This is a genomic window from Bacillus sp. FSL R5-0434, assembly GCF_038004745.1.
GTDB lineage: Bacteria > Bacillota > Bacilli > Bacillales > Bacillaceae > Bacillus > Bacillus halotolerans.
This window is the reverse complement of the sequence record NZ_JBBORV010000001.1, coordinates 2,301,484-2,318,800: the sequence shown is the minus strand read 5'-3', so window position 1 is coordinate 2,318,800 and position 17,317 is coordinate 2,301,484. Positions and strand designations below refer to the sequence as shown.

General features: G+C 44.2%; 21 protein-coding genes. 20 read left to right on the top strand and 1 reads right to left on the bottom strand.

From position 1 onward, the window contains the following. Positions 1-27 precede the first annotated feature (27 nt). Both nudF and NYE43_RS11770 read left to right on the top strand, forming a co-directional pair. On the top strand, positions 28-579 hold the full coding sequence (nudF, locus tag NYE43_RS11775; protein ID WP_188323115.1) for an ADP-ribose pyrophosphatase: 552 nt from the start codon (positions 28-30) through the stop codon (positions 577-579). A 2-nt stretch (positions 580-581) separates the two neighbouring features. Further along, complete coding sequence (locus NYE43_RS11770; protein WP_255003375.1) at positions 582-1,745, top strand: TIGR00375 family protein; 1,164 nt, start codon at positions 582-584, stop codon at positions 1,743-1,745. A 7-nt stretch (positions 1,746-1,752) separates the two neighbouring features. On the opposite strand, the gene NYE43_RS11765 is transcribed toward NYE43_RS11770, so the two are convergent. Further along, positions 1,753-2,103 (bottom strand): helix-turn-helix domain-containing protein, encoded by a 351-nt coding sequence (locus tag NYE43_RS11765; RefSeq protein WP_024121939.1) that lies wholly within the window; start codon positions 2,101-2,103, stop codon positions 1,753-1,755. A 182-nt stretch (positions 2,104-2,285) separates the two neighbouring features. Between NYE43_RS11765 and ansA the strand changes: the two genes are divergently transcribed. The 18 genes from ansA to spoVAC all read left to right on the top strand — a co-directional run bounded on the left by ansA (position 2,286) and on the right by spoVAC (position 17,316). Next, on the top strand, positions 2,286-3,275 hold the full coding sequence (gene ansA, locus NYE43_RS11760; protein ID WP_024121938.1) for an asparaginase: 990 nt from the start codon (positions 2,286-2,288) through the stop codon (positions 3,273-3,275). A gap of 45 nt (positions 3,276-3,320) precedes the next feature. After that, entirely contained in the window at positions 3,321-4,748 is a 1,428-nt protein-coding gene (aspA, locus tag NYE43_RS11755) for an aspartate ammonia-lyase (RefSeq protein ID WP_010334814.1), read from the top strand. A 140-nt stretch (positions 4,749-4,888) separates the two neighbouring features. Continuing rightward, positions 4,889-6,295 carry a malate-H+/Na+-lactate antiporter MleN gene (gene mleN, locus NYE43_RS11750; protein WP_024121936.1) on the top strand — a complete coding sequence of 469 codons (1,407 nt, stop codon included), beginning with the start codon at positions 4,889-4,891 and terminating at the stop codon, positions 6,293-6,295. Between the two features lie 15 nt (positions 6,296-6,310). Next, positions 6,311-7,633 carry an NAD-dependent malic enzyme gene (locus NYE43_RS11745; RefSeq protein WP_095713217.1) on the top strand — a complete coding sequence of 441 codons (1,323 nt, stop codon included), beginning with the start codon at positions 6,311-6,313 and terminating at the stop codon, positions 7,631-7,633. 113 nt (positions 7,634-7,746) lie between these two features. After that, on the top strand, positions 7,747-7,968 hold the full coding sequence (locus NYE43_RS11740) for a hypothetical protein (RefSeq protein WP_268496625.1): 222 nt from the start codon (positions 7,747-7,749) through the stop codon (positions 7,966-7,968). Between the two features lie 97 nt (positions 7,969-8,065). Beyond that, positions 8,066-8,710 (top strand): stage II sporulation protein M, encoded by a 645-nt coding sequence (gene spoIIM / locus NYE43_RS11735; RefSeq protein WP_024121933.1) that lies wholly within the window; start codon positions 8,066-8,068, stop codon positions 8,708-8,710. A gap of 112 nt (positions 8,711-8,822) precedes the next feature. Then, entirely contained in the window at positions 8,823-9,272 is a 450-nt protein-coding gene (gene fur, locus NYE43_RS11730) for a ferric iron uptake transcriptional regulator (protein WP_024121932.1), read from the top strand. Positions 9,273-9,396: 124 nt separating this feature from the next. Then, entirely contained in the window at positions 9,397-9,624 is a 228-nt protein-coding gene (locus NYE43_RS11725; protein WP_010334808.1) for a YqzK family protein, read from the top strand. A gap of 7 nt (positions 9,625-9,631) precedes the next feature. Further along, entirely contained in the window at positions 9,632-10,522 is an 891-nt protein-coding gene (gene xerD / locus NYE43_RS11720) for a site-specific tyrosine recombinase XerD (RefSeq protein ID WP_095713215.1), read from the top strand. A gap of 161 nt (positions 10,523-10,683) precedes the next feature. Beyond that, positions 10,684-11,868 (top strand): phosphopentomutase, encoded by a 1,185-nt coding sequence (deoB, locus tag NYE43_RS11715; RefSeq protein ID WP_024121929.1) that lies wholly within the window; start codon positions 10,684-10,686, stop codon positions 11,866-11,868. 12 nt (positions 11,869-11,880) lie between these two features. Beyond that, entirely contained in the window at positions 11,881-12,696 is an 816-nt protein-coding gene (locus NYE43_RS11710; RefSeq protein ID WP_024121928.1) for a purine nucleoside phosphorylase I, inosine and guanosine-specific, read from the top strand. A gap of 157 nt (positions 12,697-12,853) precedes the next feature. Further along, positions 12,854-14,023 carry a D-alanyl-D-alanine carboxypeptidase family protein gene (locus NYE43_RS11705; protein WP_105991705.1) on the top strand — a complete coding sequence of 390 codons (1,170 nt, stop codon included), beginning with the start codon at positions 12,854-12,856 and terminating at the stop codon, positions 14,021-14,023. 95 nt (positions 14,024-14,118) lie between these two features. Continuing rightward, positions 14,119-14,472 carry an anti-sigma F factor antagonist gene (gene spoIIAA, locus NYE43_RS11700; protein ID WP_010334804.1) on the top strand — a complete coding sequence of 118 codons (354 nt, stop codon included), beginning with the start codon at positions 14,119-14,121 and terminating at the stop codon, positions 14,470-14,472. After that, positions 14,469-14,909, top strand: a complete 441-nt coding sequence (spoIIAB, locus tag NYE43_RS11695) for an anti-sigma F factor (protein ID WP_010334803.1) — start codon at positions 14,469-14,471, stop codon at positions 14,907-14,909. Before spoIIAA ends, spoIIAB begins: the two co-directional genes overlap by 4 nt. Positions 14,910-14,920: 11 nt before the next feature. After that, entirely contained in the window at positions 14,921-15,688 is a 768-nt protein-coding gene (gene sigF, locus NYE43_RS11690) for an RNA polymerase sporulation sigma factor SigF (RefSeq protein WP_024121925.1), read from the top strand. 127 nt (positions 15,689-15,815) lie between these two features. Then, positions 15,816-16,436, top strand: a complete 621-nt coding sequence (gene spoVAA, locus NYE43_RS11685) for a stage V sporulation protein SpoVAA (RefSeq protein WP_044154790.1) — start codon at positions 15,816-15,818, stop codon at positions 16,434-16,436. Continuing rightward, complete coding sequence (gene spoVAB, locus NYE43_RS11680; protein ID WP_024121923.1) at positions 16,426-16,851, top strand: stage V sporulation protein SpoVAB; 426 nt, start codon at positions 16,426-16,428, stop codon at positions 16,849-16,851. Before spoVAA ends, spoVAB begins: the two co-directional genes overlap by 11 nt. A gap of 12 nt (positions 16,852-16,863) precedes the next feature. Further along, complete coding sequence (gene spoVAC / locus NYE43_RS11675) at positions 16,864-17,316, top strand: stage V sporulation protein AC (protein ID WP_024121922.1); 453 nt, start codon at positions 16,864-16,866, stop codon at positions 17,314-17,316. Position 17,317: the final 1 nt, after the last annotated feature.

Below are 17,317 nucleotides of genomic sequence, written 5' to 3'. Positions count from 1 at the left end.
TATAGAGACAGAACGGGAGATGAAGAAATGAAACACTTAGAAGAAAAAACAATTGCTAAAGAACAGATTTTTTCGGGTAAAGTTATTGATCTTTATGTAGAGGACGTCGAGCTCCCAAACGGAAAAACTAGTAAACGCGAAATTGTAAAACACCCGGGTGCGGTAGCGGTGCTGGCTGTCACAGACGAAGGGAAAATCATAATGGTGAAACAATTCCGGAAGCCGCTGGAGCGGACGATCGTTGAAATACCGGCCGGAAAGCTGGAAAAAGGAGAAGAGCCGGAGTATACGGCGCTTCGGGAGCTGGAAGAAGAAACAGGATACACAGCGAAAAAGCTGACTAAAATCACAGCATTCTATACATCGCCCGGTTTTGCCGATGAAATTGTTCACGTTTTTCTTGCGGAAGAGCTGTCTGTGCTTGAAGAAAAACGGGAGCTTGATGAGGACGAGTTTGTTGAAGTGATGGAGGTGGCGCTTGAAGACGCACTGAAGCTGGTTGAGTCGCGTGAGGTATACGACGCAAAGACAGCCTATGCGATTCAATATCTTCAGCTGAAAGAAGCGCTGCAAGCATAAAAATGAAAAAGATTTACGCGGATTTACACATTCATATCGGCCGGACCTATACAGGAAGGGCTGTCAAAATAACAGGTGCAAAAACCCTGACGCTGGACCGGATTTTGGTTGAGGCCAGTGAATATAAAGGGATTGAACTTCTCGGGATTATTGACTGCCATTCCCCGGAAGTCATAATAGAGCTTGAGGAAGGCATTGCTTCAGGCAGGTATCACGAGCTTGAGGGCGGCGGAATCCGTTATCGCAGCACAACTCTTTTATTGGGAAGCGAGCTGGAGATTTACGATGAAGCCTGCAGCGGGCCGATTCATGTGCTCGCTTTTATGCCGACACTCGCTAATATGAAACAATTTTCAGCCTGGCTTTCAGCGCGGATGAAAAATATTCACTTAAGCTCGCAGCGGATATACGAAACAGGCTTGAACCTTCAAAAAAAAGTAAAGGAAATGGGCGGATTGTTTATCCCCGCCCATATTTTCACGCCCCACAAAAGCTTGTACGGAAAAGGGGTTAAGTCAAGTTTAACTGAGGTTTTTGATCCTTCTATGATAGATGCGGTCGAGCTTGGTTTAAGCTGTGACACACCTATGGCTTCACGGGTATCCGAATTGAATAAATATTCATTTTTAACAAATTCTGATGCGCATTCCTTAGGGAAGATCGGCAGAGAATATAATGAATTATATGTGCAGTCAGCTGATTTTTCTGAGTTTGCTCTTGCATTAAAGGGGCAGGACAACAGGAAAATTACTGCAAATTACGGATTAGATCCGCTGTTGGGGAAGTATTATCAAACGGCTTGTGAAGTATGCGGGGAGCGTACAGTGAGCGGGGCAACGGCGTGCGCGGAATGCGGAAGTGCCAGATTGACAAAGGGTGTCAGCGAAAGACTGCGCGAACTGAGTGATCAGTCTGGAAAAAGCATAACGCGTCCTAGATATGTCCATCAGATACCGCTGCAATTTGTTCCGGGTGTCGGACCGAAAACCTTGGACAAGCTGAAGACTGCCTTTGGCACAGAAATGGCTGTTCTCCATGAGACTTCAGAGGAGGATCTGGCTCGGGTTGTTCCGCCGAAAACCGCCGCTCTTATTGTGAAAGCGAGGTCAGGAAAGCTTGAACTGAAAGCCGGAGGAGGAGGAACCTACGGGAAAGTTAAGTCGTGAGTGAAAATTAACTCAGTTCCTCCTGGACTTTTCTCTTTGTCCGGATAAAGGTGATCAGCTGTATAATTTCGTCTTCAGACAGCGGCTTGCCGTCAACAGCAATATCAATGTCAAGGCTGCTCCACGTGGTCAATTCAATGGTCTGAGGAGCAGTCTGCTTTTGCTTTGGGCGGCCTAAGAGGTCATCGCAGGTTGTGTCAAAAAGGTCTGCCAGCATTGCCAGCGCCTCAAGTGAAGGGCGGCGGTAGCCGGACTCGTATCCCGCGTATGTGCTTTTTGCAATGCCCAGGAGGTCAGCCGTATATTGAAGCGACCAATTTTTCTTTTTTCTCAATTCAGTTAAACGATCTAAATTCATGGACTTCCGCTCCTTTTTCAACTTGAGCTGATTATATCATATAGGTATTCGGAAGTGTACGCGAATTGAATAATAATGTCTTGCGTATTTTATTTTCCGTGTCTATAATTGCATTAAAAGTATGCGAAAAGCGAATGCCTTCTCGCAAACCCATCTTTAGATATAGTGAAGAGGTGTATGGTATGAAAAAATTATTGATGTTGACAACTGGGGGAACGATCGCTTCAGTTGAAGGGGAAAACGGGCTTGCCCCGGGGGTGAAGGCTGACGAGTTGTTAAGTTACGTATCAAAACTTGATAACGATTACACGATGGAAACCCAATCGCTTATGAATATAGACAGCACCAATATGCAGCCTGAATACTGGGTAGAGATAGCGGAAGCCGTTAAGGAAAATTATGATGCCTATGACGGGTTTGTTATTACCCATGGTACAGATACAATGGCCTATACATCTGCCGCATTATCTTATATGCTGCAGCATGCTAAAAAGCCGATTGTGATTACAGGCTCGCAAATTCCGATTACCTTTCAAAAGACAGATGCCAAAAAAAATATTACAGATGCCATTCGCTTTGCCTGTGAAGGCGTAGGTGGGGTTTATGTTGTGTTTGACGGCAGAGTCATTCAAGGAACACGTGCGATCAAGTTAAGAACGAAAAGCTATGACGCGTTTGAAAGCATCAATTATCCATATATCGCTTTTATTACAGAAGACGGGATTGAATACAACAAACAAGTAACGGAACCTGAGAACGACTCCTTCACGGTTGACACGTCACTATGCACAGATGTTTGTCTGCTTAAGCTGCATCCGGGTTTAAAGCCGGAAATGCTGGACGCTCTGAAAAGCATGTACAAAGGAATTGTCATCGAAAGTTATGGCAGCGGAGGCGTTCCGTTTGAAGGCAGAGACATTTTGTCCAAAGTAAATGAGCTGATTGAAAGCGGCATCGTTGTCGTCATTACGACTCAATGCTTGGAAGAAGGCGAAGATATGAGTATTTACGAAGTCGGCCGCAGAGTCAATCAGGACTTGATTATCCGCTCAAGAAACATGAACACTGAAGCAATCGTTCCTAAATTAATGTGGGCACTCGGCCAATCCTCAGATCTGCCGGTCGTAAAAAGAATTATGGAAACACCGATTGCCGATGACGTTGTCCTGTAAAAAAGCTAAAACTATAACCATTATAGAGAAAGTAGGTTAAAGATTATGTTAAACGGCCAAAAAGAATACCGCGTGGAAAAAGATTTCCTTGGAGAAAAACAAATTGAAGCAGATGTCTATTACGGCATCCAAACGCTGCGTGCTTCAGAAAACTTTCCGATTACGGGATATAAAATCCATGAAGAAATGATTAACGCGCTGGCGATTGTAAAAAAAGCTGCCGCTCTTGCAAACATGGATGTAAAACGGCTGTATGAAGGAATTGGCCAAGCTATCGTACAAGCCGCTGACGAGATTCTGGAAGGCAAGTGGCACGACCAGTTTATCGTCGATCCGATTCAAGGCGGCGCTGGTACATCCATGAACATGAATGCGAACGAGGTCATCGGAAACCGCGCGCTCGAAATCATGGGTCATAAAAAGGGAGAATACATCCACTTAAGTCCTAACACACACGTTAATATGTCTCAGTCAACAAACGATGTATTTCCGACAGCCATTCATATTTCCACACTGAATCTGCTGGAAAAACTGCTTAAGACGATGGAAGACATGCATGGTGTGTTTAAACAAAAAGCACAGGAATTTGATTCTGTCATTAAAATGGGACGGACTCACCTTCAAGACGCTGTTCCGATTCGTCTCGGCCAGGAATTTGAAGCATACAGCCGTGTTCTTGAGCGTGACATTAAACGCATTAAACAATCCCGGCAGCACCTGTATGAAGTCAACATGGGCGCTACAGCAGTCGGCACTGGCCTGAACGCCGATCCGGAATATATCAAACAAGTCGTTAAACACCTTGCTGATATTAGCGGACTGCCTCTTGTCGGCGCTGACCATCTTGTCGATGCAACGCAAAATACAGACGCTTACACAGAAGTTTCTGCATCATTAAAAGTCTGCATGATGAACATGTCGAAGATCGCAAACGACCTTCGTTTAATGGCATCGGGACCGCGCGCCGGACTTGCGGAGATTTCTCTGCCTGCCCGCCAGCCGGGATCTTCCATCATGCCGGGTAAAGTCAATCCGGTTATGGCGGAGCTCATTAACCAAATTGCGTTCCAGGTGATTGGAAACGATAATACCATCTGCCTAGCTTCAGAAGCAGGTCAGCTTGAGTTAAACGTTATGGAGCCAGTGCTCGTCTTTAATCTGCTGCAATCAATCAGCATTATGAACAATGGTTTCCGTTCCTTCACTGACTATTGCTTAAAAGGCATCGAAGCTAATGAAAAACGCTTGAAACAATACGTAGAAAAAAGCGCTGGCGTTATTACCGCTGTGAATCCGCATCTTGGCTATGAAGCGGCTGCCCGAATCGCCAGGGAAGCGATTATGACAGGCCAATCCGTCCGTGATCTTTGCCTTCAGCATGATGTGCTGACAGAAGAAGAATTGGATATCATTTTAAATCCATACGAGATGACAAAGCCAGGGATTGCCGGAAAAGAGCTATTAGAAAAATAAAATTTAAACAAAATGCAGCTTATTCACCTCTGAATAGCCGGTGAATAAGCTGTTTACAAGCATAGGGATGAGGAAGTATAGTATACGTGTTGCACTATTTATTGAAAGCGTTTTAGCTTTTTCATTAAGGGGGACTTCTTTTGAAGGATGTAAGATTGCCAACACTATTTGAAATTATTATCGTACTAGGAGCATTTTTAGCACTTGTTCTGTCGTTTACAGTCTTTTTAGACTTGCCAATACAGCTAGCGCTTTTTGTTTCTTGGTTTATTGCAATGATTCTCGGAATCAGACTGGGTTATTCATATAAAGATCTGCAAAACGCGATTGTTCATGGGATATCTAATGGTCTTGAAGCTGTTCTGATTCTCGTTTCAGTCGGAGCGCTCATTGGAACATGGATTGCCGGAGGCGTCGTGCCGACCTTGATTTATTATGGATTAGAATTTATTCATCCTAGTATCTTTTTACTCGCAACGTTAATTATTTGTTCTATTATGTCTGTGGCGACAGGAACATCATGGGGAACAGTAGGAACAGCCGGCATTGCCATGATCGCAATTGGTGAAGGCCTCGGAATCCCGCTTCCTCTTGTAGCTGGAGCCATTCTTTCCGGAGCTTACTTCGGGGACAAGCTGTCTCCTCTGTCTGACAGTACAGTCCTGGCTTCTTCATTATCAAAAGTGGATGTATTGGCTCACGTCAGAGCGATGCTTTATTTATCAATACCAGCATATGTGATTACGGCTATTCTCTTTACAGCTGTTGGATTTATGTACGGCGGGAAAAATATTGATCTCGACAAAGTTGAATTTTTGAAATCTTCATTGCAGAATACATTTGACATTCATATTTGGATGCTGATTCCGGCTGTTGTCGTAATCGTCTTATTAGCGATGAAAAAGCCGTCTATGCCGGTTATCGTAATTGGTGCATTGCTTGGGGCTGCTTGGGCTGCTATTTTCCAAGGCATGAATATTGCCGATGCGATTGCAACTGCGTACAACGGATTCTCTATTAAAACAGATGTTGAGTTTTTAAACGGCCTCTTAAACCGCGGAGGCATCGTCGGTATGCTTGACTCTCTCGTCGTGATTATCTTTGGTCTCGGCTTTGGCGGATTGCTTGAAAAACTCGGTGTATTAAAAGTGATTGTCTCTACTTTTGAAAAGAAATTAACATCAGCAGGCAATGTGACATTATCTACGCTGATTGTAGCATTTTTGGCGAACATCTTCGGGTGTGCTATGTATGTATCTCTTATTTTGACACCGAAGATTATGGAAGACAGCTATGACCGTTTGCATCTGGACAGAAGAGTTCTATCCCGTAATTCAGAGGTCGGGGGAACTTTGACTTCAGGTATGGTCCCTTGGTCTGATAACGGCATTTACATGGCCGGGATTTTAGGAGTTTCTACCTTCTCTTATCTGCCATTTATGTGGCTCAGTTTTGTCGCAATAGGTCTTGCCATTATCTATGGTTATACAGGAAAATGTATATGGTATACGAAAAACGATACAGCTCAAGCTGAAAAACTAGGCTAAGGGGAGGATCACTGAATGATAGCGAAACACATGATTCGGACACTGATGATAGAAACGCCTTCGGTTCCCGGAAATCTCGGAAGAGTGGCTACAGCAATCGGCCTTCTGGGCGGAGACATTGGTGATGTGGAGACGGTAAAAGTCGGACCCAATTACACGATGCGCAATATTACTGTACAAGTGGAAAATGAAGAACAGCTTCAGGAAGTGATCATGGCTGTTCAGGCTCTTGGCGAAGGGATCAGGCTTCACACGGTATCTGATGAAGTCCTGTCTGCTCATGAAGGCGGAAAAATCCAAATGAAAAGCAAAATGCCAATCCGTTCGCTGGCAGAGCTCGGGCGTGTCTATACGCCAGGTGTAGCAGACGTCTGCAGACTGATCGAGAAAGAACCTCAGAAGGCTGATATCTACACAACAATCAGCAACTCGGTCGCAATTGTAACCGATGGAACAGCGATTCTCGGCCTTGGTAACATCGGCTCTGTGGCGGGAATGCCTGTTATGGAAGGAAAGGCAGCGTTGTTTGATCAGCTGGCAGGGATTAGCGGTATCCCGATTTTGCTGGATACAAGTGATCCTGAAGAAATCATCAATACAGTAAAACATATTTCACCAGGATTTAACGGCATCCTGCTTGAGGATATCGGGTCACCGCATTGCTTCGAAATTGAAGATCGCCTAAAAGAGGAGCTCAATATCCCTGTCATGCACGATGATCAGCATGGGACAGCTGTCGTCACGCTGGCAGCTGCCATTTCGGCATGTGAAAGCGCGGGCGTTGACTTGAAAGAAGCAAAAGTGGGGCAGATCGGCCTCGGCGCAGCGGGCGTAGCCATCTGCCGGATGTTTATGGCTTACGGCGTCAAAGCTGTATGCGGTACAGACAAATCAGAGGCGGCGATGAGTCGTCTTGAGCAATACGGCGGACAGACAGCTGACAGCATCGAAGAGTTAATGGGAACATGTGATATTGTCATTGCCACAACAGGAGTTCCTGGTTTAATTAAACCTGAATTCGTACGATCTGGCCAGGTCATATTGGCATTATCCAATCCGAAGCCGGAAATTGAGCCTGAGGCTGCTTTGCAGGCCGGCGCAGCGTATGCAGCTGACGGGCGGTCTGTGAATAATGTGCTTGGCTTCCCGGGTATATTCAGAGGAGCACTGAATGCCAAAAGCAAGGAGATCAATCACGATATGCTTGTGGCGGCAGCAGAGGCCATTGCAGCCTGCACAAAGCCAGGCGATGTGGTTCCGCAGCCGCTGGATTCAAAGGTCCATCACGAAGTGACAGCCGCCGTTGAACGCGCAGCTCTTACAGCGGTCAAACATTAAAATGAAACTAGCACCTGGCACGACAGGTGCTGGTTTTTCTGACGGGTTCAAAACATTTTAATAACAAGTTCCATTTGCTATCATGAACCAAAATGAAACAGGGAGTGATCAGCATGGCAAAAAGCCGAGCGAAAAGAAAACGGGAGCATCTGCTTAGAAACAGCGGACGGGACGCCTTATTATCAAGAGGCACTTCTCCATCCTTCAGCACCCATGAAAGAATGACAAAAAGCAAAAAAGACATATTGAATAAAAGAAAGCATAAACACAAAAATCCTTATGATCATAATGCCTTTGATGATAGGGATTTTTTTATGCCCGAAACAGCCGCCTAGCAATCTCTATCGTTTCTTTTTGAAAAAGAGCATGTTTTTTCGTTTCTTTCATACAATCTATTAAATCAAATCAATAGAGCGGGCGGGAGGAAACGATATGCGGAAAATTTCTTATAAGGACATGTTTCTCGGGCATGTAAAGGATCATCTCTCTCTTTATATATTTGTGTCTGTCCTGTTTTTCATGGGTGTGATTTTTGGCGCTATTATTGTCAACAGCATGACGATCAGTCAGAAAGAAGATTTATATTATTATTTAAGCCAATTTTTCGGACAGCTATCAGACGGAAAGCAGGCCAGCTCATCCGATATGTTTTGGCAAAGCATTTTTCATAATGTAAAGTATTTAGGACTGATGTGGATTTTAGGCATTTCTGTGATTGGTATGCCGATCATTTTTATTATGATCTTTCTAAAAGGAATTGTCGTCGGATTTACTGTGGGATTTCTCGTCAACCAGATGGGAATCAGCGGTTTTTTCTTATCCTTTGTCTCGGTTTTGCCGCAAAATGTGCTGCTTATTCCGGCTTACCTCATTATGGGCACGTGTGCGATTGCATTTTCTTTAAAGCTGATCAGGCAGCTGTTCGTCAAACGAAGTCTGCATGATGCGCCGATCCAGTGGTTCGGGCGATATGCTGTTGTTCTCCTGATCATTTTATTTTTAGCGCTGATCTCGTCTCTCTTTGAAGCATACATGTCGCCTGTTTTGATGGAAAAGCTGACATCGCGACTTTTTTAAAAATATTATTAAAAGAAAATCATTTTATTTATCAGTTTATAATAATTATAGTTGGAACTCCGCGCTTATTTTGTTATAATGAGTCATGGAATGCGGCGTAGGAGGGAAAGACATGGAAAACCGTATTGATCGAATTAAGAAACAGCTGCACTCATCCAGCTACAAACTTACGCCTCAGCGTGAAGCGACAGTAAGAGTGCTGCTTGAAAACGAAGAAGACCATTTAAGCGCAGAAGATGTATACCTCCTCGTAAAAGAGAAATCTCCTGAGATCGGTCTCGCAACAGTATACCGTACGCTTGAATTACTAACTGAATTAAAAGTCGTTGATAAAATTAACTTTGGAGACGGCGTGTCCCGTTACGATCTTCGTAAGGAGGGGGCAGCTCACTTTCATCACCACTTGGTGTGCATGGAGTGCGGAGCCGTTGATGAAATTGAAGAAGATTTGCTTGAAGACGTAGAAGAAGTCATTGAACGTGATTGGAAATTTAAGATCAAAGATCATAGATTGACGTTTCACGGCATTTGCCACCGCTGTAACGGAAAAGAAACTGAATAGACGATGCCGGGCTCGAACCTTTTCTCTTGGGGAAAGGGTTTTTTGCTGTTTCGACGTATAATTCCTTTCTGATTTGGCATATGGTTTAAATAACTGGAACCATAGAGAAAGGATCGATTGGGACATGGGAAGATTCCTGAAAACGGCTGTTGATACATTGAAGGTTTTTATTCTGTTCACAGGTTTTACCGCTCTCTTCTATTATGCTATGATATGGGTAAATCAAGAGTATGAAAACTATCATCGGTACGATAAACCGGAAGGCTCTGCCGTAAAAGTTGTTGAAATGGATGCGGAAGAAAAAGGCGGATGGTTTGACCGGTTAATCTTTTTTTACCAAAATGGGGAGTAGATCTAGAGTGAAAGATCAAATAAAGGATTTCATCCACTACGTCATGGTAGAGAGAGGGCTTTCTCAAAATACGGTGGTCTCCTATGAGCGTGACTTGAAAAGCTATTCTCTTTATTTAACAGAAACCCTTCATATCAACAATTGGAACGATGTGACCCGTATACATATTATCCAATATTTGAAGCACTTGAAGGACTCGGGGAAATCCGGAAAGACATCAGCGCGGCATTTGGCATCGATTCGCTCTTTTCATCAATTTCTGCTTAGGGAAAAGGTGACGGACAAAGACCCTTCCGTACATATCGAAACACAAAAAACAGAACGGACGCTTCCGAAGGTGCTGGCGCTGAACGAGGTTGAGCGGCTGTTGGACACGCCTAAGCTTACGAGTCCTTTTGGCTATCGGGATAAAGCGATGCTGGAGCTGCTCTATGCCACAGGTATCCGAGTCAGTGAAATGATTGAATTGAAAACGACAGATGTCCATTTGTCAATGGGATTTGTCCGCTGCTTCGGAAAAGGAAGGAAAGAGCGGATTGTGCCGATCGGTGAAACCGCTGCTTCTGCTATTGAAGAATATATGATGAAAGCCAGGGGGAAACTGCTGAAGAACAAAGTGTCTGACGCACTCTTTTTAAATCATCACGGCAAGCAGATCAGCCGCCAGGGGTTTTGGAAAAATCTGAAGAAAATCGCGCTCGAAGCCGGAATCAAAAAAGAGCTCACCCCGCATACACTCAGGCATTCCTTTGCAACGCATCTGCTTGAAAACGGGGCTGATTTAAGAGCGGTGCAGGAAATGCTCGGCCATGCGGATATATCTACGACGCAAATCTATACGCATGTGACGAAAACAAGGCTGAAGGATGTGTACAAGCAGTACCATCCGCGTGCCTAGCCGCAGCAGGCTGCGGCTTTTTTCTTTAGGCCAGACAGAAAATAATGAAGTTTCTCATTATTTTCAAATGCATTGTCAACAGGAATGAAAACGGTTTATACTTGAGTTGTCAGACCTCTAGGCGATACAATAGACGTATAGAAAAAAAGGAGGCTTTTATGATGCCTGCATACAAATATAATCGCGTGTTTTTAATCGTAATGGATTCAGTCGGAATTGGCGAAGCGCCTGATGCCGCCGACTTTAATGACGTAGGCGCCAATACGCTCGGGCATATTGCCGAGCACATGAACGGATTACATATGCCGAATATGGCAAAACTCGGCCTTGGCCTTATTGGTGATATCAAGGGCGTTGAAAAAACAGAACAGCCGCTCGCGTACTTTGGAAAAATGCAAGAAGCGTCAAACGGCAAAGATACAATGACAGGCCATTGGGAGATCATGGGCTTATACATTGATAAACCGTTTAAAGTGTTCCCTGAAGGCTTTCCTGATGAACTGCTTCAGGAGCTTGAGAAAAGATCGGGCCGCAAAATTATTGGAAACAAGCCGGCTTCTGGCACAGCTATTTTGGATGAACTCGGCAAAGAGCATATGGAGACAGGCGCTTTAATTGTGTACACTTCAGCTGACTCTGTTCTGCAAATTGCCGCTCACGAAGAAGTTGTTCCGCTTGAAGAACTGTACCGCATTTGTGAAACGGCGAGAGAGCTGACGCTTGATCCGAAATATATGGTAGGCCGTATTATCGCACGGCCGTTCGTCGGCGAGCCGGGACATTTCAAACGGACGCCAAACCGCCACGACTATGCGCTTAAGCCGTTTGACCGCACTGTGATGAATGAATTGAAAGACAGTGGCTTAGATGTCATTTCAATCGGAAAAATTTCTGATATTTATGATGGAGAAGGAATTACGTCTTCCCGCAGAACGGTATCCAATATGGATGGAATGGACAAGGTGGTTGACACGCTCGGAGAAGACTTTACGGGTCTGAGCTTTGCAAACCTTGTTGATTTTGACGCCTTATACGGCCATCGACGTGATCCGGAGGGCTACGGACGCGCGCTTGAAGAATTTGATGCTCGTCTTCCGGAAGTATTCGAACAAATGAAAGAAGATGATCTGTTAATCATTACAGCCGATCACGGCAATGATCCGATTCATCATGGAACAGACCATACACGTGAGTATGTGCCGATTCTTGCATACAGCAAAAAACATGAGAAAGCGCAAATGCTGCCGCTCGCAGATACATTTGCCGATATCGGCGCAACCATCGCCGATAACTTCCAAACAAAAAAACCGAAATACGGTAAAAGCTTTTTATCTTTATTACAATAGGGGGATTGTTTCTTGAAAGACAGAATCGAACGCGCAGCCGCTTTTATTCAACAAAACTTGCCTGAATCACCAAAGATCGGCCTTATTTTAGGCTCAGGTCTTGGTATTTTGGCTGATGAAATCGAAAATCCTGTTAAGCTGAAATATGAGGATATCCCGGAATTCCCGGTATCAACGGTTGAGGGACACGCCGGACAGCTTGTGCTTGGCACACTTGAGGGAGTTACCGTCATCGCCATGCAGGGCCGCTTTCATTTCTATGAAGGCTATTCAATGGAAAAAGTCACTTTTCCTGTTCGCGTCATGAAAGCGCTCGGAGTCGAGGCTTTGATCGTGACAAATGCGGCAGGGGGCGTAAACACTGAATTCCGTGCGGGAGACTTAATGATCATTACAGATCACATTAACTTTATGGGGACAAACCCATTAATCGGGCCAAACGAAGCAGATTTCGGCGCCAGATTTCCTGATATGTCTTCAGCCTATGATAAAGATCTTTCCAGCCTGGCTGAAAAAATGGCGAAAGACCTTAACATTCCAATTCAAAAAGGTGTGTATACCGCTGTGACAGGTCCTTCCTACGAAACACCGGCGGAAGTGCGCTTTTTAAGAACAATGGGTTCTGATGCAGTCGGCATGTCTACCGTACCGGAAGTGATTGTGGCAAACCATGCGGGTCTCCGCGTACTCGGCATTTCCTGCATTTCGAACGCAGCAGCCGGAATTTTGGATCAGCCTTTATCTCACGATGAGGTCATGGAAGTGACAGAAAAGGTGAAAGCCGGATTCTTGCAGCTTGTGAAAGCGGTAGTTGCTAAGTACGAATAAAAATGGAATTTAGAAAAAATAAGAAGACAGCTGTTTCTAATCGAAACAGCTGTCTTTTTTTATGTCGAAAAAGTCCCGAAACATTTTCCAACAGTGGTGTATAAAACCATTCAGCTTGGAAAAAATAAAAAGGATTATGAAATGGAGGGCTTTTGAGATGAAACGTCTTTTATCCACTTTGTTGATTGGTATGATGCTGCTTACATTTGCACCGTCCGCATTTGCAAAACAAGACGGAAAACATACATCGGAGCTTGCTCATGAAGCCAAGTCTGCGGTGCTGATTGAACGTGATACTGGAAAAGTGCTTTACAACAAGAACAGCCGTGAGAGACTGGCGCCTGCAAGCATGACAAAAATCATGACGATGCTTTTAATCATGGAAGCCTTAGACGAAGGAAAAATCAAGATGAGTGATAAGGTCCGTACGAGCGAACATGCTGCTTCAATGGGCGGATCACAGATTTTCCTTGAGCCCGGGGAGGAAATGACAGTTACAGAAATGCTGAAGGGCATTGCGATTGCATCAGGAAATGACGCATCCGTAGCGATGGCTGAATTTATTTCAGGCTCCGAGGATGAATTTGTGAAAAAAATGAACAAAAAAGCGAAAGAGCTGGGTTTAAAAGATACATCCTTTAAAAACCCGACCGGCTTGACTGAGGAAGGGCATTACAGCTCGGCTTATGACATGGCAATTATGGCTAAGGAATTATTGAAATATGAATCAATCACCAAGTTTACAGGTACGTATGAGGATTATTTACGTGAAAACACAGATAAAAAGTTTTGGTTAGTGAATACAAATAGGCTTATCAAATTTTATCCCGGTGTAGACGGCGTCAAAACAGGCTATACAGGAGAAGCGAAATACTGTCTGACCGCTTCGGCTAAAAAAGGGAACATGCGGGCGATTGCCGTTGTGTTCGGGGCAAGCACACCTAAGGAAAGAAATGCGCAAGTCACAAAGATGCTTGATTATGCTTTCAGCCAATATGAGACACATCCTTTATACAAACGAAATGAAACGGTAGCAAAAGCAAAGGTCAAAAAAGGCAAACAAAAAGTGATAGAACTCACCACTTCTGAGCCGATTTCTGTATTGACGAAAAAAGGCGAGGATATGAAACATGTGAAAAAAGAAATTAAAATGAACAACAATGTAAGCGCTCCGGTTCAAAAGGGCCAAGAGCTTGGCACGCTGGTGCTGAAAAAGGACGGAAAAGTGCTTGCTGAAAGTCCTGTCGTCGCTAAAGATGATATGGAAAAAGCCGGATACTTAACGTTTTTAAAGAGGGCAATGGGAGATTGGACAAAATTTAAGTAATTATGCCGAATGATCACTAGTTTTGTCACGGTGAAGGAATTCATTCCTGCGAAATCGAAACACTCATTATCCGATCATATCAAGGAGGAATGAGCATGAGCCTTGGAATTGACATGCATGTCAAAGAATCAGTGCTTTGTATTCGATTAACAGGCGAACTCGATCACCATACGGCTGAAACGCTGAAACAAAAAGTAACGGAATCATTGGAAAAGGATGATATTCGTCATATTGTGCTGAATCTGGAGGACCTTTCCTTTATGGACAGCTCGGGGCTTGGCGTTATTTTAGGCAGATACAAACAAATTAAGCAAATTGGCGGGGAAATGGTCGTTTGCGCCATCTCTCCGGCAGTGAAACGGCTGTTTGATATGTCTGGCCTGTTTAAAATTATTCGCTTTGAACAATCTGAGCAGCAGGCACTGCTCACACTGGGGGTGGCATCATGAAAAATGAAATGCACCTTGAATTTTCCGCCCTCAGCCAAAATGAATCGTTTGCGCGTGTGACAGTTGCTTCATTTATTGCACAGCTTGACCCGACCATGGATGAACTCACCGAGATCAAAACTGTGGTATCAGAAGCGGTGACGAATGCCATCATCCATGGTTATGAAGAAAATGGCGATGGAAAAGTATATATCTCGGTGACGCTAGAAGATCATGTCGTATATATGACCATCCGTGATGAAGGGCTCGGCATTACAGATCTGGAAGAAGCCCGGCAGCCTTTATTCACAACAAAGCCTGAGCTGGAGCGTTCTGGAATGGGCTTTACCATTATGGAAAATTTCATGGATGATGTCAGTATCGATTCATCACCCGAAATGGGAACGACGATTCGCTTAACAAAGCACTTATCAAAAAGCAAAGCGCTTTGTAATTAAGGAGATTTGTTATGGATGTGGAGGTTAAGAAAAACGGTAAGAACGCTCAGCTGAAGGACCACGAAGTAAAAGAATTAATCAAACAGAGCCAAGATGGCGACCAGCAGGCAAGAGACCTCCTCATAGAAAAAAACATGCGTCTTGTTTGGTCTGTCGTACAGCGGTTTTTAAACAGAGGATATGAGCCTGATGACCTCTTTCAGATTGGCTGCATCGGGCTGTTAAAATCTGTTGATAAATTTGATTTAACCTATGATGTGCGCTTCTCGACATATGCAGTGCCGATGATTATCGGCGAAATCCAGCGTTTTATCCGTGATGACGGAACTGTCAAGGTGTCAAGATCATTAAAAGAGCTTGGCAACAAAATCCGCCGAGCGAAAGATGAACTTTCAAAAACACTGGGCAGGGTGCCGACCGTACAGGAAATCGCCGAACACTTGGAAATTGAAGCTGAAGATGTCGTGCTTGCCCAAGAGGCAGTAAGAGCTCCGTCTTCGATTCATGAGACAGTTTATGAAAATGACGGAGATCCGATTACCCTGCTTGACCAAATCGCCGATAACTCAGAAGAGAAATGGTTTGATAAAATTGCGCTGAAAGAAGCCATAAGCGATTTAGAAGAAAGGGAAAAATTAATCGTCTATCTTCGGTATTATAAAGATCAGACGCAGTCAGAAGTTGCTGAGCGGCTGGGGATATCTCAGGTGCAGGTATCCAGGCTTGAAAAGAAAATATTAAAACAGATCAAGGTTCAAATGGATCATACGGAAAGCTAGTCTGTCACTGCAGGCTGGCTTTTTGTTTTGCAAAAGCGTGGTAATTTATGGTCTTTTCAAGCGGATGAATGAGAACAAAATCGAACCACATACTACATATATAACCACCGAAAGATGGTGATCAATGATGGAACGACGACTATTTATCAGGCTTCGCCACCGCGTTTTGGCACATCCGGGGGATATCATAACGGTCGGGGATGCCGCGCAAATAGAAGGGCAGCATCAGCTGAAAAAGAAACTGTCGGCTATGCCGCTGTATCAGGTGAGCGAAAAAGATAAAAATATCGTAATTCTGGATATCATAAAAGTGCTCAAAGCCATTTATCAGCAGGATCCCACACTTGATGTTCAAACTGTGGGCGGAGCTGAAACCATTGTTGAAATTCAGTATCAGAAACGGCACATATCAACCGTTCTTTTTATTGGTGTCTGGCTGCTGCTGTTTATCGGATCGTGCCTCGCCATCATGAACTTCCATGAGGATGTCAGCATGGGAGATGTTCATATTGCGCTATATGAAATCATAACCGGAGAGCGGAATGACTATCCATATTTACTTCAAATCCCTTACAGCATCGGTTTGGGACTGGGGATGATTGTGTTTTTTAACCACATTTTTAAAAAGCGCCTTAATGAAGAGCCCAGCCCGCTGGAAGTTGAAATGTTTAACTATCAGCTTGATCTCGATCAATATGTGGCCATGCATGAAAATGAAGAAACAATAAAGGACCTGCATGATCGTTAGTGTATTGTTCATCATTTTTGTCGGGCTCGGCGGAGGCATCACAGTCGGGGCAGGTTTCGTGGCTTTTTTAACCGTGATGGGAATCATTCCTCGTCTGATGCAGCTCACCAAAACGATGAGATTTGTTCAAGCTTATGAAGCGGCTGTTATTCTCGGTGCGGTTTGCGGGGGCTGGGAAACACTTCATATGCACCATCTCTTTTTATCAAAGTGGATTGCCGTGCCGGTCGGGCTGTTGGCCGGAGTATTTGTCGGGATGCTTGCAGCCGCGCTGACAGAAGTGTTAAATGTCCTGCCGATCTTGGCTAAACGAATCGGCCTCAGAAGTAAAATCATTATTTTATTAATGGCCATTGTCATTGGAAAAATCGCGGGATCTTTATTTCATTGGCTGTATTTTATTCATCATTCATAAGGAGGTTTTAATATGACAAACATAAAAGAAAACTACAAATCAAAAGTAAAAACATATCAGCCAAAGCCGCCTTACGTATGGAACTGTGTAAAAGCCTTTCTTGTAGGCGGTTTGATCTGCATGATCGGACAAGGTCTGCAGAATTTTTATATCCATTTTTTTGATTTTAACGAAAAAACAGCAGGAAACCCTACGGCGGCAACGCTGATCCTATTATCAGCGTTGCTCACCGGATTCGGCATTTATGACAGAATCGGTCAGTTTGCAGGCGCAGGATCAGCTGTACCTGTCACCGGCTTTGCCAACAGTATGGCAAGCGCGGCTCTTGAGTATAAAAGCGAAGGTTTAGTATTGGGAGTAGCGACAAACATGTTTAAACTGGCGGGAAACGTCATCGTATTCGGTGTTGTGGCTGCTTACATCGTCGGAATGATTCGGTTTGCTTTTGAGAAACTGATGTCATAGG